General features: G+C 72.0%; 25 protein-coding genes. 9 read left to right on the forward strand and 16 right to left on the reverse strand.

Annotated features, from left to right (window positions below; genetic code table 11):
• A partial coding sequence (locus tag ACFVYX_RS11005) for a maleylpyruvate isomerase N-terminal domain-containing protein (RefSeq protein WP_389681007.1) occupies positions 1-870 on the forward strand: 870 nt, incomplete at its 5' end.
• Between the two features lie 54 nt (positions 871-924).
• On the opposite strand, the gene purU is transcribed toward ACFVYX_RS11005, so the two are convergent.
• On the reverse strand, positions 925-1,776 hold the full coding sequence (purU, locus tag ACFVYX_RS11010; protein WP_389681008.1) for a formyltetrahydrofolate deformylase: 852 nt from the start codon (positions 1,774-1,776) through the stop codon (positions 925-927).
• 46 nt (positions 1,777-1,822) lie between these two features.
• Positions 1,823-2,269 (reverse strand): hypothetical protein, encoded by a 447-nt coding sequence (locus tag ACFVYX_RS11015; RefSeq protein ID WP_389681009.1) that lies wholly within the window; start codon positions 2,267-2,269, stop codon positions 1,823-1,825.
• A 180-nt stretch (positions 2,270-2,449) separates the two neighbouring features.
• Here ACFVYX_RS11015 and ACFVYX_RS11020 point away from each other — a divergent pair, with 180 nt between their 5' ends.
• Entirely contained in the window at positions 2,450-3,736 is a 1,287-nt protein-coding gene (locus tag ACFVYX_RS11020) for an ABC transporter substrate-binding protein (protein WP_389681010.1), read from the forward strand.
• A 69-nt stretch (positions 3,737-3,805) separates the two neighbouring features.
• On the opposite strand, the gene ACFVYX_RS11025 is transcribed toward ACFVYX_RS11020, so the two are convergent.
• Together ACFVYX_RS11025 and ACFVYX_RS11030 are read right to left on the reverse strand one after the other, a co-directional pair.
• Entirely contained in the window at positions 3,806-5,305 is a 1,500-nt protein-coding gene (locus ACFVYX_RS11025; RefSeq protein WP_389681011.1) for a hypothetical protein, read from the reverse strand.
• A gap of 123 nt (positions 5,306-5,428) precedes the next feature.
• Positions 5,429-6,811 carry a transcriptional regulator gene (locus ACFVYX_RS11030; protein WP_389681012.1) on the reverse strand — a complete coding sequence of 461 codons (1,383 nt, stop codon included), beginning with the start codon at positions 6,809-6,811 and terminating at the stop codon, positions 5,429-5,431.
• Between the two features lie 258 nt (positions 6,812-7,069).
• On the opposite strand from ACFVYX_RS11030, the gene ACFVYX_RS11035 reads away from it, so the two are divergent.
• The 3 genes from ACFVYX_RS11035 (at position 7,070) to ACFVYX_RS11045 (ending at position 10,316) form a co-directional block, all read left to right on the forward strand.
• The gene (locus tag ACFVYX_RS11035) at positions 7,070-7,756 is read left to right on the forward strand and encodes a bifunctional DNA primase/polymerase (protein WP_389681013.1); all 687 of its coding nucleotides are present in this window, start codon (positions 7,070-7,072) and stop codon (positions 7,754-7,756) included.
• A 74-nt stretch (positions 7,757-7,830) separates the two neighbouring features.
• Positions 7,831-8,676 carry an ABC transporter ATP-binding protein gene (locus tag ACFVYX_RS11040; protein ID WP_389681014.1) on the forward strand — a complete coding sequence of 282 codons (846 nt, stop codon included), beginning with the start codon at positions 7,831-7,833 and terminating at the stop codon, positions 8,674-8,676.
• On the forward strand, positions 8,673-10,316 hold the full coding sequence (locus ACFVYX_RS11045) for a transporter (protein ID WP_389681015.1): 1,644 nt from the start codon (positions 8,673-8,675) through the stop codon (positions 10,314-10,316). Before ACFVYX_RS11040 ends, ACFVYX_RS11045 begins: the two co-directional genes overlap by 4 nt.
• A gap of 96 nt (positions 10,317-10,412) precedes the next feature.
• Here the strand turns inward: ACFVYX_RS11045 and ACFVYX_RS11050 are convergent, their stop codons facing one another.
• Positions 10,413-10,883, reverse strand: coding sequence for a carboxymuconolactone decarboxylase family protein (locus tag ACFVYX_RS11050; RefSeq protein ID WP_389681016.1), 471 nt, complete (start codon positions 10,881-10,883; stop codon positions 10,413-10,415).
• A gap of 166 nt (positions 10,884-11,049) precedes the next feature.
• Here ACFVYX_RS11050 and ACFVYX_RS11055 point away from each other — a divergent pair, with 166 nt between their 5' ends.
• Positions 11,050-11,622: a GNAT family N-acetyltransferase gene (locus tag ACFVYX_RS11055; RefSeq protein ID WP_389681017.1), complete on the forward strand. Its 573-nt coding sequence runs from the start codon at positions 11,050-11,052 to the stop codon at positions 11,620-11,622.
• 79 nt (positions 11,623-11,701) lie between these two features.
• Here the strand turns inward: ACFVYX_RS11055 and ACFVYX_RS11060 are convergent, their stop codons facing one another.
• The 4 genes from ACFVYX_RS11060 to ACFVYX_RS11075 form a co-directional block, all read right to left on the reverse strand.
• A complete protein-coding gene (locus tag ACFVYX_RS11060) occupies positions 11,702-12,376 on the reverse strand; it encodes a winged helix-turn-helix transcriptional regulator (protein WP_389681018.1) in 675 nt (224 codons plus the stop codon).
• Between the two features lie 9 nt (positions 12,377-12,385).
• The gene (locus ACFVYX_RS11065) at positions 12,386-13,093 is read right to left on the reverse strand and encodes an alpha/beta fold hydrolase (protein ID WP_389681019.1); all 708 of its coding nucleotides are present in this window, start codon (positions 13,091-13,093) and stop codon (positions 12,386-12,388) included.
• Between the two features lie 125 nt (positions 13,094-13,218).
• Positions 13,219-14,310, reverse strand: a complete 1,092-nt coding sequence (locus ACFVYX_RS11070) for a hypothetical protein (RefSeq protein ID WP_389681020.1) — start codon at positions 14,308-14,310, stop codon at positions 13,219-13,221.
• Positions 14,311-14,467: 157 nt separating this feature from the next.
• Complete coding sequence (locus tag ACFVYX_RS11075) at positions 14,468-14,878, reverse strand: hypothetical protein (RefSeq protein WP_389681021.1); 411 nt, start codon at positions 14,876-14,878, stop codon at positions 14,468-14,470.
• 82 nt (positions 14,879-14,960) lie between these two features.
• Between ACFVYX_RS11075 and ACFVYX_RS11080 the strand changes: the two genes are divergently transcribed.
• Together ACFVYX_RS11080 and ACFVYX_RS11085 are read left to right on the forward strand one after the other, a co-directional pair.
• Positions 14,961-15,779 (forward strand): helix-turn-helix domain-containing protein, encoded by an 819-nt coding sequence (locus tag ACFVYX_RS11080; RefSeq protein ID WP_389681022.1) that lies wholly within the window; start codon positions 14,961-14,963, stop codon positions 15,777-15,779.
• Positions 15,776-15,952, forward strand: a complete 177-nt coding sequence (locus ACFVYX_RS11085; protein ID WP_389681023.1) for a DUF397 domain-containing protein — start codon at positions 15,776-15,778, stop codon at positions 15,950-15,952. The genes ACFVYX_RS11080 and ACFVYX_RS11085 overlap by 4 nt, the downstream gene beginning before the upstream one ends.
• Before the next feature lie 2 nt (positions 15,953-15,954).
• Here the strand turns inward: ACFVYX_RS11085 and ACFVYX_RS11090 are convergent, their stop codons facing one another.
• On the reverse strand, positions 15,955-17,025 hold the full coding sequence (locus ACFVYX_RS11090; protein WP_389681024.1) for a GH25 family lysozyme: 1,071 nt from the start codon (positions 17,023-17,025) through the stop codon (positions 15,955-15,957).
• A gap of 162 nt (positions 17,026-17,187) precedes the next feature.
• Here ACFVYX_RS11090 and ACFVYX_RS11095 point away from each other — a divergent pair, with 162 nt between their 5' ends.
• Positions 17,188-18,261 carry a helix-turn-helix domain-containing protein gene (locus ACFVYX_RS11095; RefSeq protein WP_389681025.1) on the forward strand — a complete coding sequence of 358 codons (1,074 nt, stop codon included), beginning with the start codon at positions 17,188-17,190 and terminating at the stop codon, positions 18,259-18,261.
• Positions 18,262-18,317: 56 nt separating this feature from the next.
• On the opposite strand, the gene ACFVYX_RS11100 is transcribed toward ACFVYX_RS11095, so the two are convergent.
• The 6 genes from ACFVYX_RS11100 to ACFVYX_RS11125 all read right to left on the reverse strand — a co-directional run bounded on the left by ACFVYX_RS11100 (position 18,318) and on the right by ACFVYX_RS11125 (position 23,036).
• Positions 18,318-18,773 (reverse strand): peptidoglycan-binding protein, encoded by a 456-nt coding sequence (locus tag ACFVYX_RS11100; protein ID WP_389681026.1) that lies wholly within the window; start codon positions 18,771-18,773, stop codon positions 18,318-18,320.
• Between the two features lie 52 nt (positions 18,774-18,825).
• Positions 18,826-19,275 carry a peptidoglycan-binding domain-containing protein gene (locus ACFVYX_RS11105; RefSeq protein WP_389681027.1) on the reverse strand — a complete coding sequence of 150 codons (450 nt, stop codon included), beginning with the start codon at positions 19,273-19,275 and terminating at the stop codon, positions 18,826-18,828.
• Positions 19,276-19,307: 32 nt separating this feature from the next.
• Complete coding sequence (locus ACFVYX_RS11110; protein WP_389681028.1) at positions 19,308-19,760, reverse strand: peptidoglycan-binding protein; 453 nt, start codon at positions 19,758-19,760, stop codon at positions 19,308-19,310.
• 45 nt (positions 19,761-19,805) lie between these two features.
• Positions 19,806-20,261 (reverse strand): peptidoglycan-binding protein, encoded by a 456-nt coding sequence (locus ACFVYX_RS11115; protein WP_389681029.1) that lies wholly within the window; start codon positions 20,259-20,261, stop codon positions 19,806-19,808.
• 340 nt (positions 20,262-20,601) lie between these two features.
• On the reverse strand, positions 20,602-21,828 hold the full coding sequence (locus ACFVYX_RS11120) for an FG-GAP-like repeat-containing protein (protein ID WP_389681030.1): 1,227 nt from the start codon (positions 21,826-21,828) through the stop codon (positions 20,602-20,604).
• A gap of 158 nt (positions 21,829-21,986) precedes the next feature.
• A complete protein-coding gene (locus tag ACFVYX_RS11125) occupies positions 21,987-23,036 on the reverse strand; it encodes an alpha/beta fold hydrolase (protein ID WP_389681031.1) in 1,050 nt (349 codons plus the stop codon).
• Positions 23,037-23,641: the final 605 nt, after the last annotated feature.

The following is a 23,641-nucleotide window of genomic DNA, read 5'->3' on the forward strand; positions in this document are numbered from 1 at the left end:
CGTATCCCGATCCCCGGCTGGGTCACCCCGTACGACGCGGAGACCGCACGGCTCGACGCGCTGCTGCGGGACATCGGCGAGTCCGAGTGGCACGCGCCGGTACGGCTCAAGTGGTACGAGGAGGACCGGGTCGTACGCCGGAAGGCGACCGTCGCCGGGGTCATCGGCCACCTGCTCGCCGTGGACGGCCTGGTGGCGGCGGCACTCGGCCTCGACGACCCGCTCGGCAGGGGCACGCCGGAACTGTCGCCGACCGAGCGGACGGAGGAGTTCTGGTCGGGCCTCGACCGGCCGGCGAACCGGTCGCTGCGGGGGCCCTGGCGGGAGCAGAGCCACGCCCTGATCCGCACGGTCTCGTTCGCGGACCGGGGAGTGGCGGACCTGACGGTCACCTACAAGGACTTCGCGCTGCCGCTGCGGGACTCGCTGCTTGAGCGGGCCTTCGAGTGCTGGGTGCACGCGGAGGACATCGCGCAGGCGGTGGCGTACCCGTACGCGCCGCCGAGCGGCCCGCACCTCCACGGCATGATCGACCTGGCGGCCAGGCTGCTCCCGGCGGCCCTGGCCGGACGGCGGCGCACGGGCCTCGCCGCCCCGGCCCGCCACCTGGTCGCGGCGGGCGCGCCGGGCCGCTCGCTCCACCTGGAGGTGGAGGGCGCGGGCGGTGGCCACTGGTACATCCCCCTGGACTCCCCCGCGGCCGTGGGGTCACCGGACCGCGCGGTGGCGCAGGTGGCGATGGACGGGGTGGAGTTCTGCCAGCTGGTGGCGGGGCACGTCCCGCCGGAGGAGGCGGCGGTGGGCCAGGACGGCGACCGGGAGGCCATCAGGGACGTCCTCTCGGCGGCAGCGTCCCTGAGCCGCCTCTAGGGGGTGTCTTGCCGATCAGGCCGGGCTCGCGGCACGGGGGGCGGGAGGCGTGGGTTACGCGAAGACGACCGTGCGGCGGCCGTTGAGGAGGATGCGGCGTTCCGCGTGCCACTTCACCGCGCGGGCCAGCGCCTGGCACTCCACGTCACGGCCGACCGCCACCAGCTGGTCAGGGGTCACCTCGTGGCCCACCCGCTCGACCTCCTGCTCGATGATCGGGCCCTCGTCGAGGTCGGCCGTCACGTAGTGGGCCGTCGCGCCGATCAGCTTCACGCCGCGCATGTGCGCCTGGTGGTACGGCTTGGCGCCCTTGAAGCTGGGGAGGAAGGAGTGGTGGATGTTGATGATCCGGCCGGAGAGCTGCTTGCAGAGGTCGTCGGAGAGGACCTGCATGTAGCGGGCGAGGACGACCAGCTCGACGTTCTCCGCGCGGACGAGCTCCAGGAGTTCCGCCTCCGCCGCCGCCTTCGTGTCCTTCGTCACCGGGATGTGCCGGAAGGGGATCCCGTAGGAGCCGACGAGTTCCTCGAAGTCCGTGTGGTTGGAGACGACGGCGACGATCTCGACGGGCAGCGCCCCGATCCTGGACCGGAACAGCAGGTCGTTCAGGCAGTGGCCGAATTTCGACACCATGAGGACGACCCGCATGCGCTCGTCGGCGCGGTGGATCTGCCAGTCCATGGCGAAGGAGTCGCCGACCGCGGCGAAGCTGGCCCGCAGTTTGTCGACGTTCACGGGGGCTTCGGCCGAGAAGTGGACCCGCATGAAGAAGAGACCGGTGTCACGGTCTCCGAACTGCTGACTGTCCTCGATGTTGCATCCCGTGATGAAGAGATAGCTCGACACGGCGTGCACGATGCCCTGCTTGTCGGGGCACGAGAGGGTGAGGACGTACTGGTCGGTCATCCTGTCAGCCTGCCACACCCCGGAGGGTCACGAAGCCGACTGTCCGTCAGGCGGACCGGGTCATGATGCGGAGCACGTCGAGGGAGCGCGGGGGCGTGTCGGGGTCCTCGCCGTCGGCCTGCGCGAGGCGTACGTGGGCCTCGCGGGCCGCCCGTACGGCTTCGGGCCAGCCGTGGTGTTCGAGGTACGCGGAGACGGGGGCGTCGGGTCCGACCTGGTGCATGATGCGGAGCACCCGGAGGACGGCGACGTCGACGAGGGCGGCCTCGCCGGTGTCGCGGAAGATCGAGCCGACGTACTTCTCGGCGGACCAGTTGTCGAGCCAGGTGTCCTCGACCAGGCGGTAGACGGCGTCGGTGACGTCGCCGTATCCCTCGAGGCCGGCGAGCCAGGTCGTCTCGTGGAACCCGGGGTCGGAGAGCATGTGCAGCGCCGAGCGCACGTTGCTGCGCCAGCGCCACCACGGCATGTCATTGAGCGGCATGCCGCCCATGGTGGAGGAGCGACGGCCGCGACGGGAAGAGTTAACCGAACCGGAGACTGGACTGGACACGTTTCGATCGTACGTTCCCTTGTCCGGTAAGCGGTGCCCACCCCTCACGGCCCCCGTAATTCACCTTCACGTCACCCACCGTTGAACCGTGCACACTCCCGCGTTACCCATGAGGCGGAAATGTGCATGCCCATGACCGGTAGGCGACTGACCTCACTCCTCGCGTATGCCACGACCGCGGCGACCGGAGCCTCGTTGCTCACCGGGTGTGGCGTGCTCCCTGGAGCCACGGGGGGCTCCAGGGAGCCCGTCACGGTGATGACGTGGGCCCCCGACCAGACCCGGGCGACCAACATGCCCGGAATGCCCGCCATGGCCCAGACCTTCGCGCGGTGGGTCAACTCCCAGGGCGGTATCGACGGCCACGAACTGCGCGTCCTCACCTGTAACGAACACAACACCGGCACCGGCGCCGCCGCCTGTGCCCGCCGGGCCGTCCGTGAGAACGCGGTCGCCGTCGTCGGCTCGTACAGCCAGAACGGGCGCGCCTTCATGGCACCCCTGGAGGCCGCCGGCATCCCGTACATCGGCGGCTACGGCATCTCGGAGGACGAGTTCACCAGCCCGCTCTCCTACCCCGTCAACGGCGGACAGGCGTCCCTCATCGCCGGTCACGGCATGCAGCTCGCCGAGTCCTGCCGCACGGTCTCCCTGGTCCGGCCCGACACCCTCGCCGGCGACAAGCTCCCCGAGCTCCTCAACTCCGGTCTCCGCACGGCGCGTCACCGCGGCGCCGTCGACATCCCGGCCGTCGAGGACGCGGCCGAGTACACCGCGCAGGCCGACCGGGCCCGTGAGAAGGCCGGTGACGAGGACGGCTGTGTCACCGCCGTGCTCGGCGAGCGCACCCAGACGTTCTTCGACTCCTTCCGCCGACTGCCCGAGGAGGGCGAGGGCGGCTCGGACGGCAAGCGGGACGCCGTACGGATCTCGTCGGTCCTCGGCAGCGTCGGCCAGCCGGTGATCGACCGTACCGGCGGCGCCCGCAGCCCCTTCGAGGGCGCGTTCGTCACCGGCTGGTACCCGGAGTCGTCCGACAAGAGCTGGGCGCCGATGCGCAAGGTCATCCAGGAGCACGCGTTCGCCGACAACCGGGTCGACCCGGCCGACGCGGGCGTCCAGACCACCTGGATCGCCTACACGGTGCTCAAGGAGGTCGTCGAGGCCCTCGGCTCCGACCGGGTCACGGCCACGAAGATCGCCCATGCCCTGGACCGGGGCGCGCGGATCGACACCGGCGGCCTGACGCCCGCCCTGCGGTGGAAGTACGAGGACCTGCTGGGCGCCCCCAGCTTCCCCCGGATCGTCAACCGCGAGGTGACGTTCCAGGTGGTCCGCCAGGGGCGGCTCGTGGCGCAGAAGCCCGGCTTCGTCGACGTCGGCGAGACGGTCCTCAGCGCCCCGTGAATCCTTCCCCTCACCGGGAGAAGGCCTCGCCGGTTCCGGCGCGGCCTTCTCCGTTCCGGCGGGGCCGGCTCACAGCTGGGAGTAGCTCCGCTTCTCCAGGCCGTACTTCGAGGCGGTCGGGTTCCACAGGGAGGCCGCCTCCTTCTTCGCGGTGGTGGCCACGCCGCTCTGCTTGTTCGCCTCGACCAGGTGGTTCGTCGAGCGGGCCTTGCCGCCCTTGCACGCCTTCTTGGCCTTCATCTGGATGCCCCAGGCCGCGTAGTGGTCGTCGGCCGACGCCGAGGCCCGCCAGGCCTTGGTGAGCGCCGCCGTCAGGGCGCCGTTGTTCGGGATCTTGTCGACCGACAGCGACTGGAGCTCGGTGACCAGGCCCCGGCGCTGGGCGGCGGCTCCGCGCAGGTCGGCGGCGGCCTTGTCGAGGTTCTTGCACTGCTTGATGGACTCGACCGAGCGGATCACCGTGTCACGGCTGCTGCTGCTGGTCGCGAGCAGCTTGCTCAGCTCCCGCGCCTGCGGCTCGGCCGGGTCGACGGGCTTCTCGGCGGGCGGCGGCGCCTCGGTGGACGGCGGCGCGGAGGAGGTCGCCGCCACGTTCTGCCCGCCGGCCTCGGGGTCCTTCTCCTCCTCGCCACCGCTCAGGAGCGCACCGGCGCCGAGGCCGACGACCGCGCAGCCGACGACGACGGCGGCGATCAGCGCGACCGGTGACTTGCGGCGCGGCGGCTCGGGCTCGTCACCCTCGTAGTAGGCGCCCTGGTACGCGTACTGCTGGGGAGGCGCGGGCGGCTGGTGGTGCTGCGGCGGCTGGTGCTGCTGGTACGGGGCCGGGGCCGGCGGCTGCTGGTACGCCTGCGTGTGCGGCTGCGGCTGCTGCGGCGGCCGCGGGGCCTCCGTACGGAAGAGGTTGTCGAACTCGGCGGGCGGCTGGCGCTCACCGGGTTCCTGCGCCGGTACGGGCGCGATGTACTGGGTCGCGTCGGCGGCGCCCGCGGGGCCGGGGCCCTGCTGTCCCTGCGCCTGGAGCGGTCCCGTGCCGAGGAACTGGGTGTGGGAGCCGCCGCCCTGCTGGGGCGGCACCGGGGCGATGTGCTGGGTCGCCTGCATGTCCCCGGCGGCCTGCGGCGGGTATCCGTACCCGGGCTGCGGGGCCGACACCGGCGGCGGGTAGCCGTACCCCGGCTGCGGACCGGAGGCCTGCGGCATCCCGCCCGGTCCCTGGGGTATCCCGCCCGACACCGGCGGCATCGCGCCAGGCACCGGCGGCATCCCGCCCGCCACCGGGGCGATGTGCTGCGTCGCCTGCAGGTCGGCGGCGCCCGGGGCGCCCTGGTGCGGGTAGCCGTAGCCCGGCTGCGGCGGGACCGGCGGCAGGTACTGGGTGGACTGCGCGTCGGCGGCGCCCGGCGGCGCCTCGGGAGGCAGCGGCTGCGCGGGCGGCAGGGGCTGCCCGCCCGGCGCGGCGCCGGCGGGACCCCAGGCGCCACCGTACGACTGTGCTCCCCCTTGGCCGTTCTGCGCGGGGGGCACCGCCGGGTACTGCGGCTCCGGACCCTGTCCGTTCTGCGTCACCGGGACTCCTACTGATGGACCTACGGAATCGTCGGCTCACGCTACCGGGTGGGCGCCGGGCTCCGCACACACGTGTGAGCCCGGTTACACGGCCTTCCCGCACGGGACGGCCCCCACCAGGGACTACGCCGCGTACAGCTCGACGCGCGCCCCGAACTCCCGCACCACCGGCTCCCCCGCGTACGGCTCCAGGCGGTCCCGCAGGTCGTCCAGGTACTCCGTGCCCCGCGACGACCGCAGCGTGCCGAGGAGTTCGAGCGCCCGCGTCCCCGTCCGGCAGGCCTGCTCGACCTCCCGCTGCTGGACCTGCGCCGAGGCGAGCAGGGCGAGGCCGATCGCCCGCCGCCGCACACGCGACTCCGGGTGCCCGGCGATCGACTCCTCGGCCGCCCGCGCCCAGGCCTCATCCTGCCCCAGGTCCCGGTGGCAGTGGGCCAGTTCGTCCGCCAGGTAGGCGTGGTCGAAGTGGGCGATCCACGCCGGGTCGTCGCCCGCCGCCGGGTCGGCCCGCTCCAGGGCCCGTGCGGCACGTCCCGCCGACGTCTCGAAGGCGCGGACGTCCCCGAGGAGCGCGTGCCCGCGGGCCTCGGCCGCGAGGAACATCGCCTCCGCCCTCGGCGGCACCTTGCCCCGCGCCCCTTCCTGCGCGGCCCGCGCCAACTGGGCGATCTCCCGGGGGCTGCCGAGCTGTGCGGCGAGGTGGCTCATCGAGGCGGCGAGGACGTATCCGCCGTAGCCCCGGTCGCCGGCCGCCTGCGCGAGCCGCAGCGCCTGGATGTAGTACCGCTGGGCGAGGCCCGGTTCGCCGGTGTCCACCGCCATGTACCCGGCGAGTTCGGTGAGTCGGGCGACGGCCGCGAAGAGCTGCCGGCCGACCGCCTCCCGGTAGGAGCCGGACAGCATGCCCGCCACCACGCTGTTGAGGTAGTGGACGACCACCGGCCGCACATGGCCGCTGCCGAACCGCCGGTCGAGGCCGACGAGCGCGGCCGTCATCTCCCGTACGGCCGTCACGTCCGCGACGCCGACGCGGGCCCCCGCCATCCGGGCCACGTGCGTGTCCGGCACCGTGATCAGCCAGTCCCGACTGGGCTCGACGAGGGCGGAGGCCGCGATGGTGGAGCCGGAGAGGAAGTCACGGCGGCCGACGTCGCTGCGCCACAGCTCGCAGACCTGCTCGATCGCCCCGGCCACGGTCGGCGCGAACTGGAGCCCGACGCCCGCGGCGAGGTTGCGGCCGTTGGCCATGCCGACCTCGTCGATCGTGACGGTACGGCCCAGCTTGCGGCCGAGCGCCTCGGCGATGATCCCCGGCGCCCGGCCGCGCGGCTGCTGCCCGCGCAGCCAGCGCGCCACCGACGTCTTGTCGTACCGCAGGTCGAGGCCGCGCTCCGCGCCGACCATGTTGACCCTGCGGGCGAGACCGGCGTTGGAACAGGCCGCCTCCTGAATGAGCGCCTGGAGCCGTTCGTTGAGCTGACGCGGAACGAGTGGCCTGGCTGCCATGAGTACCCCCTGAGGCCGTGCGGTGATCACAAGAGAACTGATCACTGCCCGGTGAATATCCGGTCAATGCCGATGTGAACACGCGAAACCGGACACGTCGGCCGCGTCCTCGCCGCCGGCGCCCCCACCTCTGCGTACCCACCCCCGCTCCCCGGCCCTCCGCGCGCCCCCGCCCGTGCACCGATGCGCCCCGCGTGCAGGATCGATGCCTCACACCGCTCGGCGTCCCGCCCGTAACCCCGGGTGACGGGGGAAGTTGTGTTCACCGTGGAAGAGACCATCGGAGTCACGGAAGCCGCACAGATCCCCAAGCAGCGAGGCGAGCAGCTGCTGGACAGCGCCGTGCGGTACGCGGAAGAGCGGCACTGGGACGTGTTCCCCGGGACCTGGCTGGAGGCCGTCGAAGGCAGGGAACGCTGCTCGTGCGGCGCTGACGCGTGCGCCCGGCCCGGCGCCCACGCCATCAGGCCCGACTGGTCGACCCAGGCGACCGGCAGCGGGGTCGGCGCCCGGCGCATGTGGTCGAAGCAGCCGAAGTCGTCGATCCTGCTGCCGACGGGCCGCACGTTCGACGCGATCGAGGTCTCCGAGTCGGCCGGTTTCCTGGCGCTCGCTCGGATGGAGCGCATGGAGCTGACGCTCGGCCCGGTGACCTGCACCCCGGACCGGCGGATGTACTTCTTCGTGCTGCCCGGCGCCGCCACGAAGGTGCCGGACCTCGTCCGCAAGCTGGGCTGGGTCCCCTCCTCCCTCGATCTCACCACCCGGGGCGAGGGCCACTACGTGGCGGCCCCGCCGACCCGGATCGGCGGCTCCGGCGCGGTCCAGTGGGCCCGCCGCCCCACTCCGGCGAACCGCTGGCTGCCCGACGCGGAGGAGCTGATCAGCCCCCTCGCGTACGCGTGCGGCCGGGAAGCGGCGGAGGCGAGAAGCCGCACGACGTGACCCTGGGACCCCCGGCGGGCCCGCCCTTAGGGTGGGGCCCGTACACACGGGGACCGAAAAGGGGTTGAAGCACCATGCCTGACCAGGCATTTGAGGGAACTTTCGACAAGGCGGGCGCCGCACCGGGGGAAGGTGCGGCGCCCGCTGTGCGTGTCGAGGGACTGTGGAAACGATTCGGCCAGCAGATCGCGGTGAACGGGATCGACCTGGTCCTGCCCGCGGGCCGCTTCATCGGGCTCGTCGGACCCAACGGCGCCGGAAAGACCACCACCCTCTCCATGATCACCGGCCTGCTCCGGCCCGACCAGGGCCGCATCCACGTCGCCGGGCACGACGTGTGGGCCGACCCGGAGTCGGTCGCGCAGGTCAAGGCGCGGATCGGCATCCTGCCGGAGGGCCTGCGGCTCTTCGAGCGCCTCTCGGGCCGTGAACTCCTCGCGTACAGCGGCCGGCTGCGGGGTCTGCCGGGCGCCGAGGTCGACAAGCGGGCCGCGCAGCTCCTCGACGTCCTCGACCTGACCGGTGCGCAGAACAAGCTCGTCGTCGACTACTCGACCGGCATGCGGAAGAAGATCGGGCTCGCGGCCGCCCTGCTCCACAACCCCGAGGTGCTCTTCCTCGACGAGCCCTTCGAGGGCGTCGACCCGGTCTCGGCGCAGACCATCCGCGGCGTCCTGGAGCGGTACACCGCCTCCGGCGCGACCGTCGTCTTCTCCAGCCACGTCATGGAACTGGTCGAGTCGCTCTGCGACTGGGTCGCCGTGATGGCGGCGGGCCAGATCCGGGCGCAGGGGCCGCTCGCCGAGGTCCGGGGCGACGCGCCCTCCCTCCAGGCCGCGTTCCTCGAACTCGTCGGCGCCAACGGGCGCGAGGCGGCCGGGGACTCGCTGGACTGGCTGGGCGGCGGGGCGCAGCGATGAGTGCCGTGACGACCCCCACCGCGGCCGTCGCCGCGTCCTCCGTGCCGTCCCTCACGTCCGTCTTCGTACGGCTCAAGCTGTCGCTGCTGCGCAACGGCCTCAAGCAGTCGGGCGGGCGGACCGCCGCGTACATCGTCTCGATCGTCTTCGGGCTGCTCTTCGCCGCGGGCATGGTGCTGGCCTTCGCGCTGGTGCGGGGCAGCTCCGACGCCGGGACCATCGCCGTCCTCCTCACCGGGGTGACCGCGCTCTCGTGGGCGGTGATGCCGCTGTTCGTGCCGGGCGGTGACGAGACGCTCGATCCGTCGCGGCTCGTGATGCTGCCGCTGCGGCCCCGGCCGCTGATCCGGGCCCTGTTCGTGGCCTCCCTGGTGGGTGTCGGCCCCGCCCTCACCCTGTTCCTGGCGTTCGGCGCGGCCCTGTCCGTCGCGCACGGCACGGCCGGCGTGGTCGCCGCCGTCGTCGCGGTGCCGCTGACGGTCGCCGTGTGCGTGGCACTGTCCCGGGCCGTCGCCGCCGCCAACATCCGGCTGCTCACCTCCCGCAAGGGCCGTGACCTGGCGCTGCTGAGCGGGCTCCTCGTCGCGGTCGGCATCCAGCTCGTGAACTTCGGCGCCCAGCGCCTCAGCCGGCCCGGGGGTCTGACCTCCCTCGAACCGGCGGCGGCCGTCGCCGACTGGCTGCCGCCCGCGGCGGCGATCGGCGCGGTCGACGCGGCGAGCACCGGCGACTACGGGTCGGCGGCGGCCCGGCTGCTGCTCACCGCCGCCGCGCTCGCGGCGCTCGTGTACTGGTGGCAGCGGAGCCTGGTCCGGCTGATGGTCGAGCCGGACGGTTCCACGATCGGCGCCGCCTCGGACGCGGGCGTCCGCGAGAAGTCCGCCGGTACGGGGCTCCTGGGCCGGATCCTGCCGGGCGGGCGTACGGGCGCGGTCATGGAGCGGAGCATGCGCTACATGTGGCGCGACCCGAAGACGAAGGCCTCGTGGGTGACCTCGCTCGCCCTCGGTCTGATCGTGCCGCTGTTCTACGCCTTCCAGGGCAACGGCTCGATCTACTGGGCCTGTTTCGCCTCCGGGATGCTCGGCATGCTGATGTACAACCAGTTCGGCCAGGACACCTCGGCGTTCTGGATGGTCGCGCAGACCCTGTCGACGGCCGCCGACGCGTACGCCGAACTCCGCGCGCGTGCCCTGGCCCTGCTGGCCGTGACCCTGCCGTACGCGACCCTCGTCACGGTGCTCACCACCGCAGTCATCGGTGACTGGTCGCGGCTCCCCGAGGCGCTGGGCCTGTCGTTCGCACTGCTCGGCGCGATGCTGGCGACGGGCGCGGTGGCCTCGGCGTTCTTCCCGTACTCGATCCCCCAGGACAGCGGCTACAAGAACGTGGCCCCCGGGCAGGCCGGTCTCGCCTGGATCTCGATCCTGGGCGGCATGCTCACGGCCCCGCTGCTCTGCGGCCCGCTCATCGGCGCGACGGTCTACCTGCACCTGTCCGACCAGGGCTCCCTGCTGTGGCTCCTCCTCCCGGTGGGCACGCTCTACGGCGCGCTCCTCACCTGGGCGGGCCTCAAGCTGGCGGCTCCCCGGACGGCGCGGCGGCTGCCGGAGATCCTGGCGGCGGTCAGCAAGGGGTAGTCCCGGCACCGGGAGGACAGCCGCCGGCGGCGGTACGCGCCCCGAGCGCGTACCGCCGTCCGCGTGCCGCCCGCCGGACCCGGCGGCGGGTGGGACTCAGCCGAACTGGCCGGGCTTGTACTCGCCACCGGGCATCTGGATCATCACGTTGCCGCGGTTGAACGCGTTGATGATCGCGATCGCGGCGACCAGGGCGGAGAGCTGCTCCTCGTCGTAGTACTTGGCGGCGTTCGCCCACGCCTCGTCCGTGACCCGGCCGCCGTCGGCGAGGCGGGTGCCCTGCTCCGTCAGTTCGAGGGCGGCGCGCTCGGCGTCGGTGAAGACCGTGGCCTCGCGCCAGGCCGCGACCATGTGGAGGCGCAGCTGGCTCTCGCCGGCGGCAGCGGCGTCCTTGGTGTGCATGTCGAGGCAGAAACCGCAGCCGTTGATCTGGCTGGCGCGGATCTTCACGAGCTCCCGCGTCGCGGCGGGCAGCGTCGAGTCGTCGAGGGCCTTGCCGGCCATGATGATGTGCTTCCACACCTTGGCGGCGATGGGGCTCTCGAACATGTTCAGGCGAGCGTTCATGGCGGCTTCCTCCGTGGGGTGTTGTCGTTGCCTCCACACCCAGGACGGAATGGGCCCGCCGCGTCGTGACATGACCTGATGTGACCTGCGCCTCACGACGGCAGGGGCGGGGTCGTACCGCGCAATCCCCTTGCCGCGCACGGGTCCGCCGTACGATCCTCGCCGCATGAGCCTCCCCGTCCCGCAGCCGCTCCCCCTGCCGCAGCCCGTGCTCGCCCTCGACGGCGGGCTCACGCTGCGCGCGCACGACGCCGAGGCGGATCTGCCGGAGTTCTCCCGGGTCGTCGAGGAGTCGCTCGACCATCTGCGCCCCTGGATGCCGTGGGTCGCCGAGCACAGCCCGGCCCGCGTCAGGGAGTTCCTGGCCGGGCGCGCGGAACTCTGGGCGAGCGGGGCCCAGTGCAGCTACGCGATCGTCCTCGACGGCGCCATCGTCGGCTCCTGCGGCCTTCACCGGTTCGCGGACACCCCCGCCGGAACCCGCGAGATCGGCTACTGGCTGCACCCCGCCGCCACCGGGCGGGGTATCGCCACCCGGGCCGCCCGCGCCCTGGCCGAGGAGGCCTTCCGCCTTCCCGGTGTGGAGCGCGTCGAGATCGTCCACGACCCGGCCAACACCGCCAGCGGCGCCGTCCCCGCCCGCCTCGGCTTCACCGAGGACGGACGGCGTCCCGCCGAAGCGCTCGCTCCGGCGGAGACCGGCGAGGTCCAGGTCTGGTACCTGCGGGCGGCGGGGTGACCGGGGGTCGGGCGATGGACTGCCGGGCGCTCTCCGGGCAGTCGAGGCCCCTCACCTGACGGCCGGGGAACGGATCGGTTCAGTCCGCCCGGCGGGAACGCGGGGCGGGCAGCCGGAAGAGGCCCGGCAGTCTGCGCAGGGCCTCTTCGTCGCCCGTCACCGCCGCGGTGGCCGCCTCGATCGCGGCGGACAAGGTGAGCCTGCGGGCGGTGATGGCGACGAACGCCTCCTCCGTCATGGTGATCGTCGCGTCCGGGTACTGCGCCGGCCCGTGGATCGTCTCGACGGTACCGTCGTCGACGCGCGCGTGGAGGACCTCGTCGCCGACGCGGAATTCATACACCGCGCGCAGCCCCACGGCGGCGTCCGGGGCGAAGCAGGCGCGCAGGCCCAGCACGGCCCAGCCTGCGTGGAAGGTGTCGCCCGCGCGGCGCTCGTCCATGGCCCACGTCATGCCCCACCGGGCCAACGCCAGGACGGCGGGGGCGAGTTCCTCGCCCGCCTCGGTGAGCGCGTACGCGGGGGTACGGGCGGGCGGCGGCAGCGTGACCTTGCGGGCGAGCCCCTCGCGTTCCAGGTGCTTCAGCCGGGTCGCGAGCAGTCCGGTGCCGAGTCCCCGCAGACCTGCCTGGAGATCGCCGAACCGCTTGGGTCCGGTGAGCAGTTCGCGGACGAGTAGCAGGGTCCAGCGCTCGCCGACGAGGTCGAGGGTCCGCGCCGTCGCGCAGTACTGGTTGTACATTCGCTGCTCCACTCCCTCATTTTAGACTTCGCCCTTCCGGTTCTCGAAGCACGCCGGACGCCCTGGCCCGTCGAGGAGCAGCCTGACGAGCGGCTCGGGATCGGTCAGCATCACGTCGTGCGGGCCGTCGAGCGGGAGCGTCCGATAGCCGAGGGCGGTGGCGAAGCGGTCGAACGGGTAGGCCGCGGGCCGGCAGTGGATCGCCGTGCCGGGGACCCGGTCGACGGCGCCGGTCAGCCGCGTCGCCTCGGTGAACGTGCGCAGCGCCTGCGGGACCAGGCGGTCGGCGAGCCAGGCCGCGTCCTCGGTGCCGACGACGCCGAAGGCGGTCGGCGGCGGGGCGGGGATCCGCCGTCCGTCCCCGGACGCCGCCGCCGCGCGGATCGCGGTGACGAAGGCATCGGACGCCAGTCCGAACAGGCTCGCCCCGTCGGGTCCGGCCCAGCCGTCCACGAGGACGAGGTGGTCGACGACGCCGGGCCGCAGGTCCGCCGCCTCCCGGACGACGAGACCGGCGTAACTGTGGCCGACGAGGACGAGCTCCTCGCCCTCCGGGACGGTGTCCAGGGCGGCGGCCACCGTACGGGCGTCGTCGTGGAGTCCGTGGTCGCCGGACGCGCCGAGGTCGGGGGTGAGCGTACGGGCGCCGGAGGCGTGCAGCAGGGGCACGACCCGGTCCCAGGCCCAGGGTCCGTGCCAGGCGCCGTGGACGAGTACGTACGTGGTCATGGGCGCTCCTCGCGCTGGGCCGTCAACGCATGCCGACCCCTTGACTGTAAACGTGAGCTACCTGAATGTGAAGTGGTCACTTTCAAATCAAGAAGCGATGGCGTGACCGCCAGGCCGCCCCCCGTCTACGGCTGACAGGCGCTCTCCTGACCGACCCGCGCGACGAGGTCACGCCAGGCCGGCCGGCGCTCGGCCGCGGGCCTCTGGAGGTGCGCGTGGGCCTGACGGGCGGCCTCCTGACGGCAGGAGCCGCAGAGGGTCTCGTCGCCGGCGGGGCGGAAGGCGTGGGTGTTCCCCGGGCCTTCGCAGGTCACCAGGGCGGCGGCCCGGGCCGCGACCGGTTCCCACGCGTCCGCCGTGGCCGGGGCGGACGGCGCCGCCGGGAGGGGCTCGGCCGGGAGCTTCTCCGTCAGCCGGTGCCGGAGGAACCCCACCGCCGAACGGACGCCGGTACGCGGCAGATGCGCCGTCAGCGCATGGCGCAGGTCCGCGACGGACACGCCCCGCCGCAGCCACTCCGCCGCCGTCTCCGCAAGCCCACGGGCCTCCCGGACTCCCAGCAGCAGGTCCCGGTTCTGGTGCCGGAGCGAGAGCAGCACGCGCTCGGCCTCGACGACTTCGGGAGCGGGGTCGCCGGGGGCGGGGTCGGTTGCCGGGGCGGTCTCGGGCTCCGGGGCGGTCCCGGACTCCTGGGCGGTCCCGGACTCCCGGGCGGTTTCGGAATCCTGGGCGGTTTCGGAATCCTGGGCGGTTTCGGAATCCCGGGCGGGGTCCGGCTCCGGGGTCGCTTCCGGTTCTGGAGCCTGCGCCTGCGCGTGCGCTTTGGCGGGTGGGTGGGGAGAGGTCTTCTTCTCTCCGTCTTTCTCTACCGAAGGAGAAGGTCCGGCCCACCGGGGACTCCGAAAACCGGTAGTCGGTCCCGCGTCGTCCGGAGAGTCGGCCGGAATCCCGTCCCGGACCGCGTTCGCCTCCTCACGCGTGAGGGTGACGTTCGAGAGCAGCTGCTCGGTGATCCAATGTCCGCGCCTGCTCTGGTACTTCCACTCGTGGAGGTACCCGCACGCCGTCAGGCACTCCTTCGCCCGGTGGTACGCCCGGGGGCGCATGCCCAGGTCGGTGGCGTGCTCCCCGAGCGGCTTCTCGCTCGCGATCCCGGGGAGGCCCTGGACGTGGATCAGGAGGAGCTTCGCGTCGCTGTTCAGACGCGGGTGTCGCACGACACTGTTCGAGACCTTGGTGAAACAGCGAACAGGGTCGATAGCATGACGAAGCATTTCTGGTGGACCTCGCTGACCACTGGTGATGAAGGCCCTCGGGGAGTGTTTGGCGCACCCCCGAGGGCCGCCCCATATCTCACGGAGCGTAATTTTGCGGTTACCGTACCGCACATTTCACGGTCCTATGGAGCAACTCCGTTTCCACGAACGGATCTTCGATTGTCGGCCGCGACCTCCAGTCCAGCGGCCAGGTCAGCCCATGCAGCGCCGGAATCCCCACGTACGACTCGCTCCGGCCTCCACCGCTCAACGCCCGCGCCGGAGCCGGCCAGTCGTAACCGGCGACGGTCCCGGGCGGCACGAGGAAGTAGAGGTTCCTCCCGCCGGTGGCCTCCCGCACGATCGGGCCCGCCTGGAAGTCCGTGAAGGCCATCAGCCGGTATGCCACGTCCTCACCGAGGAAACCCTCGATCCGTACGGCGTCGAAGTGCACGCCCACGTGACGGAGGGCGTGACCGGTGGCGGGCACCCAAGAGGGAACGATGTCAAGCGACTTGCGCAGATTCATGCGGTCAGCTTGGAGGGCGTGGTGTGCTGTGACCAGGGACATAGTCCGGTTGTGCAGGACTGTGCACTCGGGGAGGTGGGCTGTGAACAAGGGGAACAGCGCGGGTCCAGGAGCCGCGAAGGCCTTCGGGAGACTGCTGCGGTTCTACCGGGAACGGGCGGGCGTCTCGCAGGAGGCACTGGGGCGGGAGACCGGATATTCCAAGTCCCAGGTGGCCATGATCGAGCGCGGAGAGCGGCGTGCGAAGGGGAACTTCGTCGCCGTCGCCGACCAGATGCTGAGTGCACAAGGTGCACTTCTGGAGGTGGCCGAGGAGGTACCGCTCAGCGCGGTGGCCGCCTGGTTCGAGGACTACCTGGAGGCGGAGGCGAAGGCCGCCGGGATCCACGCGTACGAGAACCAGTTGATCCCCGGACTGCTACAGATCCCGGATTACGCACGAGCGGTCTTCAACTGTGCAAACCCGCCTTGGGAGGACGACGAGCGGGAGTCCATGATCGAGACCCGCATGGCAAGACACGCGGTGTTCCGCCGCAGACCCTTCACGCTGATCAGGTTCGTCCTGGAGAAGATCGCGCTCACCCGCCCCATCGGCGGACCGCAGGTCCTCAAAGAGAACCTTCTTCATATCCTCGATGTCGCCCGTCTCCGCAATGTCGAGATCCAGGTCATGGCGGAGGACCGGGAGACACATGCAGGGCTGAGCGGCCCGTTCACGCTGCTGGAGACGGAAGGACGCAAAGAGCAACTCGTCTATGTCGAGGGGCAGAGCGGGAGGTACTTTCTCACTGAGCAGCCCGAGTTGGGTGATGCCTTCGCTCGATACGGTTCTCTGCGGGCCCAGGCACTCAGCCCTGAAGAATCAGCAGACTTCATCGAACAGGTGGCACGGAAGCTATGAGCAACGACCTCAACTGGTTCAAGAGCAGCTACAGCGGCCCCCAGGGTGGCGACTGCGTCGAGGTCGCCGCCTGCCCCCACTCCGTCCACGTCCGGGACTCCAAGGACGTCGACATCCCGTCCCTGGAGCTCTCCCCCGACGCCTGGGCCGCCTTCGTGGCGCGTATCGGCTGACCTCAGCGGTTCGCGAGGCGGTTCAGGTCCGTCTGGGTGCCCTTGAAGACGTCCGCGTTCACCGGGGCCTTGATGGCGTCGAACAGCGCGGACTCCGTGTACTGCCACATCAGCCAGCTCGCCGAGCCCGCCGGCAGCGGCGGCTGGGTGATCGAGTGGCGGTAGTCCGCGAGCTGGAGGCCGTACCCGGCGAAGGCCGTCGTCGAGCCCATACAGTCGTCCACGAACGACTTCTGGGTGTAGATGATCGGTTTCCGGCCGAACGCGGTCTCCACCTTGTCCAGCCACGCCGTCACGTCGGCCACCGAGCCGTAGACCGGGCAGCGGCCGGTGCCGTCGTCCATGCGCTCCAGGTCGAGGACGGGCGGCAGGTCACCGGGGCGGTGGCCGGTGTAGCCGGTCGCACGGACGGCGGCGATGAAACGGTCCGCCTGCGCCGGCCCGGTCGGCGCCGTCGCGGCCGTGTAGAAGTGGTACGGGGCGACCGCGAGGCCCGCCTGGCGGGCCGCTTCCAGGTCGGTGGCGAGGTACGGGTCCGTGACGTTGAGGCCCCGCGTGGCCTTGACCGTCGCGAACTCGACGCCCTCGGCGCGCAGGCCCTTCCAGTCGATCGCCGCGCCTCCGGGGTGCTGGTACACGGAGGTGTCGACGCCGTCGACGGCGTAGCCCGCCGGGCGGGGCGGTTCACAGTAGGCGCCCCGGGCCGACCAGTCGGCCAGCGCGGCCCAGGTGTTCGGGCCGACGATCCCGTCCTTGCCGAGACCCGCGCACGACTGGAACTGGGCGACCCTGGCCTCGGTCCCTCCGCCGAAGTCGCCGTCCACCACCAGCGGCGGGTAATGGCCGGGCTCCATCGTCAGGTTCAGCCGGCACTGGGCCTCCTTGACGTCGACGCCGGTCGCACCGCGCCGGAGTGTCGGCCGTGCGTCGGAGTATCCGCACGCGGCGACCGCCCCTGACCCTTCCGGGGCAGGGCGCGCGGTCGCGCCGGCCGTCGTCGCCGACGACGCGAGCATCAGCGCGAGCGCCACCCCCGTAAGGGTGAGTGCCTCGCGGAGCTTGTTTCGTCCCATCTCTGTCTCCTGTCTCTCGGATCTGTCTCTTGCGTTCCGATGTCCGGGCCGTTGCCCGGCAACATGCAGGTCGGCCACAACGACGGGACTCACCACGGCAGTTCTGGCACATTGGTGGCCGGGCGTCGCCGACGTCGTGGACTGGGGCAAACGGAGTTCATTGTGAAACGATTCACCGAAGCGGAGCGGTTCTCGTCCCGGCTGCGCGAGTTACGGAAGAGAGCCGACTACAGCTACGAGACGCTCGCCCAGAAGACCGGGATCAGCCGGTCCAGCCTGCATCGCTACTGCACGGGCGCCTCCGTCCCTCCGGACTACGGCCCCGCCCACCGCATCGCCGTCTCCTGCGGAGCCACCCCCACCGAGCTTCGCGAGCTGCACCGGCTCTGGGCTCTGGCCGACACGGAACGGAACTCGGAGGGCCCCGAGAGCGCGAAGGCGGAAGAGGCCGCCCTCGCGCCGGACCCCACACCCGTCCCCGCGCCCGTCCCCGTACCCGAGGACGGTGGCGAGGAGACGCCGGACGAGGAGGCGGCCGTACGAAGGCCGAACAGGCGGCATCGCACGGCCATCACCGCCGTCACCACCCTCGTCCTCTGCCTCACGGCCTGGGGCCTCGTCTCCGCCTTCTCCCCCTCCGCCAAGGACGACGGACCGGCGGACGCCCGGCCGCTGTTCGCGGACGCCTGCGGGCCCGTCGTCAGCATGGGCCAGAACGACGCCTGCGTACGCGAAGTACAGCTGCGGCTCCGCGAGCACGGAGCCCGCATCGGCGTCGACGGATCCTTCGGGCCGGAGACCCTGCGCCGGGTGACGGCTTTCCAGGTGCTCACCGGGCTCGTACCGAACGGCGTCGTCGGGGCGCCGACGAAGAAGGCGCTCTACGAGTCGCCGGTACGGATGGAGACCTGGTCCCCGGAGCGGGTCCGGCAGCGCGTCCGGGAGGTGTTCGCGGAGGTCCCGGACGACGCCGTGGCCATCGCGGACTGCCAGTCCTTCCTGGACCCGCTGCACATCCTGCCGAACACCAACGGCACCAGGAACTGGGGGCTGTTCCAGATCTCCGACGCGCGTCTCGCGGAACTCGGCGGGACGCCCGGCCAGGCCCTTGATCCCGAGTGGAACATCCAGGCCGCCCGGAAACTGTGGAGCCGCGAGCGCGACTTCGGCGACTGGCCCCACTGCGAGCGGGCCCTGAAGCCGAGTCCGGAACCGAGTCCGGAGCCGAGCTCCTGAAGCCGGGCGCGCCCGCCTCACCTCCCCCCTGAAGAGGTGAGGCGGGCGCGTACGGATCAGGCGTCGAGGCCGCCGGCGAACGTGGCGAACGCGGCCCTGGTGCCCGGTCCTGCGATGCCGTCGATCGGACCGTCGTAGCCGTAGCCCCGCAGGCTGCGCTGCAGCGCCTTGATCGTGTTGGGACCGGCGATCCCGTCGATCGCGTCGTTGTAGTCCCAGGCCGCCTCCAGGTGGCGCTGCATCGCCTTCCAGCTTTCGGTACCAAGGAGGCCGTCGATGTTTCCCTTGTAGTCGTAGTGCAGGTCCAGCCAGCGCTGGAGCTGCTTGGCCCGCGCGCTGTCCAGGCCGAGGTTGTTCGTCGCGAGCGTGCCGAAGGCCCCGGCGCTCACGGCCGGCTGGGCAGCCGGTTCGGATGCCGCGAAGCTGGTGCCCGCACCCGCGAGGGTGCCGATCGCCAGCCCGACCACGGCGGTGGCGCTGACGATCGACCTCGTCATGACGCTCGGTCGCATGCGTTCTCTTCCCTTCGTTCGTTCGCTCGTTCGTGCGTGCGTGAGGCGCGGGTCAGTCGAGGGCGTCGGCGAACCTGGCGAACGCCGCCCTGGTGCCCGTGCCCGCGATGCCGTCGATCGGACCGTTGTAGTCGAAGGCCGCCGCCAGGAACTTCTGCAGTGCCCTGATCGTGTCGGGGCCGGGGATCCCGTCGATCGGGTCGGTGTAGTTCCAGTGCTTCGCGAGGAAGCGCTGCATCGCCTTCCAGCTGTTGGTGCCGAGAAGGCCGTCGATGGATCCCTCGTAGCCCCAGACGTCGGCCAGTACGCGCTGGACGTTCTTGGCCTGCGCGCTGGTGAGGCCCAGGTTGTTCGTCGCGAGCGTGCCGAAGGCCTCAGCGCTCACGGCCGGCTGGGCAGCCGGTTCGGATGCCGCGAAGCTGGTGCCCGCACCCGCCAGGGTCCCGAGCGCCAGCCCGATCACGGCGGTGGTGCTGACGATCGACCTCGTCATGGATCGCATACTTCCCCCTTCGTTCGTTGGTTCGGTCCGGGTCAGCCGAGGGCGTCGGCGAACTGCGCGAACGCAGCCCTGGTGCCCGTGCCCGCGACGCCGTCGATCGGACCGTCGTAACCGAAGGCCGCCGCCAGGAACTTCTGCAGCGCCTTGGTCGTGTCGGGGCCGGGGATCCCGTCGATCGGGTCGGTGTAGTTCCAGTGCGCCGCCAGGAAGCGCTGCATCGCCTTCCAGCTGTTGCTGCCGAGGAGCCCGTCGATGGGTCCCTCGTAGTCGTAGCGCGGGGCCAGCCAGCGCTGGACGTTCTTGGCCTGCGCGCTGCTCAGGCCGAAGTTGTACGTGGCGAGCGCGCCGAAGGACCCGGCGCTCACCGCCGGCGCCTCGGCCGCCGGAGCGGACGCCGCGAAGCTCGTACCGGCCCCCGCGAGGGTCCCGAGCGCCAGCCCGATCACGGCGGTGGCGCTGACGATCGGCCTCGTCATGGATCGCATACTTTCCCCCTGCTTTCCTTCGTTCGTTCGGTCGGCCGGTCCTGCTCAGCCGATGTAGTTGGCCCAGTTCGACCACGCGGCCCTGGTGCCCGGCCCGGCGATGCCGTCGATCGGACCGTCGTAGATGGAGTGCTCCTTCAGGAAGCGCTGCAGCGCCTTGATCGTGTTGGGGCCGGGGATCCCGTCGATCGAGTCGTTGTAGTCCCAGCGCTTCGCCAGGTAACGCTGGATCGCCTTCCAGCTGTTGGTGCCGAGAAGACCGTCGATGGATCCCTCGTAGTCCCAGTCCATGGCCAGCCAGCGCTGGATGCCCTTGGCCTGGTCGCTGGTCAGACCCAGGTTGTTCGTCGCGAGCGTGCCGAAGGCCTCCGCGCTCACCGCCTGCTGAGGCGCCTGCGGGGCTGCCGCGAAGCCGGTGCCCGCCGTCGCGAGGGTTCCCGCCGCCAGGCCGGCGACGGCGGTGGCACTGACGATGGCCCTCGTCAGAACGCTCGGTCGCATGTGCTTTCCCTTCGTTCGGTGCGTTGCCCGTGTCGGACGAGGACGACGCTGGCAGGACGTACCGAACCGCCGCAACGAACACCGTCCCCGTGGGATGGTGGGACGTTCTCAGCGGCCTGACCTGGGCGGATACCCCGTCCGCTGGGACGGGGGCGGGACGCGGACGGGCCAGGGGCGGGGGAGGCCGAGGGAGCGAGGGAGGTCAAGGGGGCGGGGGAGGCCGAGGGAGGCCGAGGGCGGCGAGCAGGTCGTTGCGGGCCTCTGACGACGGAGGCCTCCACCCCGGCGTACCGGGATGGAGGCCTCCGCTTCACTGCTTCACTGCTTCACGGCAGAACGATCAGAAGGTGCCGTTCAGGCCCCACCAGTTGCCGTCCTCCGGCACGCCCGCGTTGAACGCGCCCGTGCCCTTGCCCGTGTAGAGCACCAGGCAGCCGTCGCCCTCGCACTCGGCGGAGGAGTAGCTGCCGTTGGTCACCGTCGCCAGGTCGTTGCGGCCGTCGGCGTTGTAGTCGCCGACCGCGAGGAAGGAGGCCATGACGTTCCAGCCGCCGGAGCCGATCAGCACGCGGGCGCCGAGGGTGCCGGTGGCGGTGCCCGGGTAGAACCAGAGCTTGCCCGTGGAGCCCTCGCGGGCGACCAGGTCGGCCCGGCTGTCGCCGTTCAGGTCACCGGTGCCGACCAGCGTGTTCATGGCGTTCCAGCCACCCGCGCCCAGCAGCTTGCGCGCGCCCAGGGTGCCCGCCGAGGTGCCCGGGTACAGCCACAGCTTGCCCGTGGCCTTCTCGATGGCGAGCAGGTCCGAGCGGCCGTCGGCGGTCAGGTCACCGAAGGCGGTGAGCTTGTCCATGGCGTTCCAGCCGCCCGAGCCGATGAGCTTGCGGGTGCCCAGGGCGCCCGTACCCGTGCCCGGGTACAGCCACAGCTTGCCGGTGGCCGTCTCACGGGCGATGACGTCCTCGCGGGTGTCGCCCGTGAAGTCGCCGTGCCGGGTGAGGGCGTTCATGACGTTCCAGCCGCCGGCGCCGACGAGCTTGCCCGTGCCGTCGCCGGCCAGGAACCAGAGACGGCCTGCCTTGTCGCGGGCGAGGACGTCCGACTTCTTGTCGGCGTTGAGGTCGCCGAAGCCCGCCGCCTTGGTGGCGGTCGAGGCGTGCCACTCCGGGTACGCGGGCAGGACGCACTCGCGCTCGGTGGGCACGAGCTTCAGCGAGCTGATCGAGTTGCTGCCGGGGCCGCCCCACTCCGAGCCCGACGGGTTCGGGTCGATCACGACGGCACCGGCGTCGTCGGCGTAGTTCGCGCCGTCGTAGAGGCAGGCGAACTTGTTCGTGCGGTTGACGACCGAGCGGAACGTGTTGTCCCACGTCCCGAGCGTCGCCGCGTTCACGGTGGTCTTGTACATGGTGCCGGTGCCGTTGTCGGTCTTCCAGGCACAGAAGTAGCCCGCCGGGCAGTCGGCGATCGCGGCCTGTGCGGGCGCCGCGCCCGCACCGAGAAACCCGGCCGACGTGAGCCCCAGCGCCGTGGCCACCGTGGCCAGGCGCCGCAGCATGGATGTGCGCATGCATGTCCTCCTTGAGGCGGCGCGGAGAAGACCTCGGACGCGCCGCGAGTAGGAGACGGTATCCGGTGGCACGGCCGCCTCCGACACGAGGGGCCGTGCGCGCCCCGGAATGCCTGGTCAGGGGCGTAAGGACGCCGCTCGGGAAGGGGCTCCACGGTCTACGGCGTGAGGACGCCGTTCAGGAACGGCTCCACGATCTCCGCCCAGGCCTCCGGGTGCTCGTAATGGAGGAGGTGGCCCGCGTCGGGGATCTCCGCGTACGCCCCGTGGGGCAGGACGCGGACCATCTCCTGGGCTTCGGCGCGGCCCAGCTCGCCGTCCAGGCCCCGGACGACGAGGGTCGGGCAGCGGACCTGGGCCAGCGAGTCCCAGTGGGCGTCGTGCACCCAGGTCGCGCGAGAGGTCAGCATCTGCGCCGGGTCGAAGACCGGGCGCCAGCCGTCGGGGTGCGCGGCCATGACCTCGGCGAAGAAGGCGCCCCTGGCCGGGTTGGGGCGCTCCGCCCACGCGTCCTCCTCGCCGAACCAGCGGCGGACGGCGTCGAGGGACGGGAAGGGGGCGGGCCAGCTCCGGAACCAGTCCTGCCAGGCGCGCTGCGAGGCGGCGCCGAGGGCCGAGGCCCGCATGTCGCAGATGACGAGGGCCCGGACGAGGTCGGGGCGGTCGGCGGCGAGCTGCCAGGCCGTGAGGGCGCCCATCGAGTGGCCGACGAGGGTGACAGGGCCCAGGCCGAGCTGCTCGACGGCTGCGGCGGCGTCCGCCACGTACGCCTCGCGGGTGAAGGGGCCCCCGGCCGGCTTCTCGCTCGCGCCGTGGCCGCGCTGGTCGAGGGCGATGACGCGGTGCCCGCCGGTGAGCCGGCGCGCGGCGGGGGCCCAGTGGCCGGCGTGCCCCATCAGACCGTGGAGGAGTAAGACGCCGGGGGCGGTGGCCGGTACGGCGACGGGGGCGGGGGCGCGCAGATCCGTGAGGGGGGCGGGGCCGGGTCCCTGCGAGGCCGCGTACGGTCCGGCCGCTGGGGCGGCGGTCTGCCTTGCCGGCTGGGGCACGGCGGGCTGCCGGACGGGCCCCGGCACCGGGCCGGGGGCCGCGCCGGGGGTCGCCTGGCGGGCGATCCGCGGGGCGGTCGTCGTCCCTGGTCCGGGCGTGAAGTCCCAGGCCGCCAGGCGTACGCCGTCGGCCCCGGTGACGTCGAGTCGTCGCGCCATCCCTGGCACCCCCTCTGTTTCCCGTCTGACCCCGCCAGACTATCGAACTCGCATTCGAAAATGCGCTCCTGCCACGCAACACCCCTCGTTCGAGTGACAGGGCTCAAGGATTGACAGCCACTGCCGAGGGGAGATCTTCAACGGGAGGCGGACCGCTCGGGGAAACCGGTCCGAAGGGAACGACCTTGAGAGCTCGGGGCTCCAGGTCGGAACAGGGGAGGACAGGCCCCGGCGCCCCAGGGCGCCGGGGCCCTCAGCCGTCAGGGCCGCTCCGCCCACCGGGGCGAGCGGCATCCGGCGTACGGAATCCGTCCGTCGCATGGCCCCACCCCTCCCCGGCACCGCACCGCTCCACTCAGCGTGGCACGACAAGGGCGCGCGCGGGGCCATTCCGGCGTAAAGCGGGGCGCACGGCGGGAGGTTGACGCGGAATCGAGACCGTTCCGCGAGCCGTTCGGGCGGCGCGGCCGTCCTCGCGGCCCACGCCGGCCACGTCTGGTGGACGTCGCCCCCTGCATCTGACCCGGTGAACCGGACGAGGGGCGCCCCGCCGACCGGCGGGGCGCCCCTCGTCCCATGCTCCGTAACCGCCTCAGCGCACGTCC

Source organism: Streptomyces sp. NPDC058326 (assembly GCF_042879855.1).
Classification (GTDB): Bacteria; Actinomycetota; Actinomycetes; order Streptomycetales; family Streptomycetaceae; genus Streptomyces.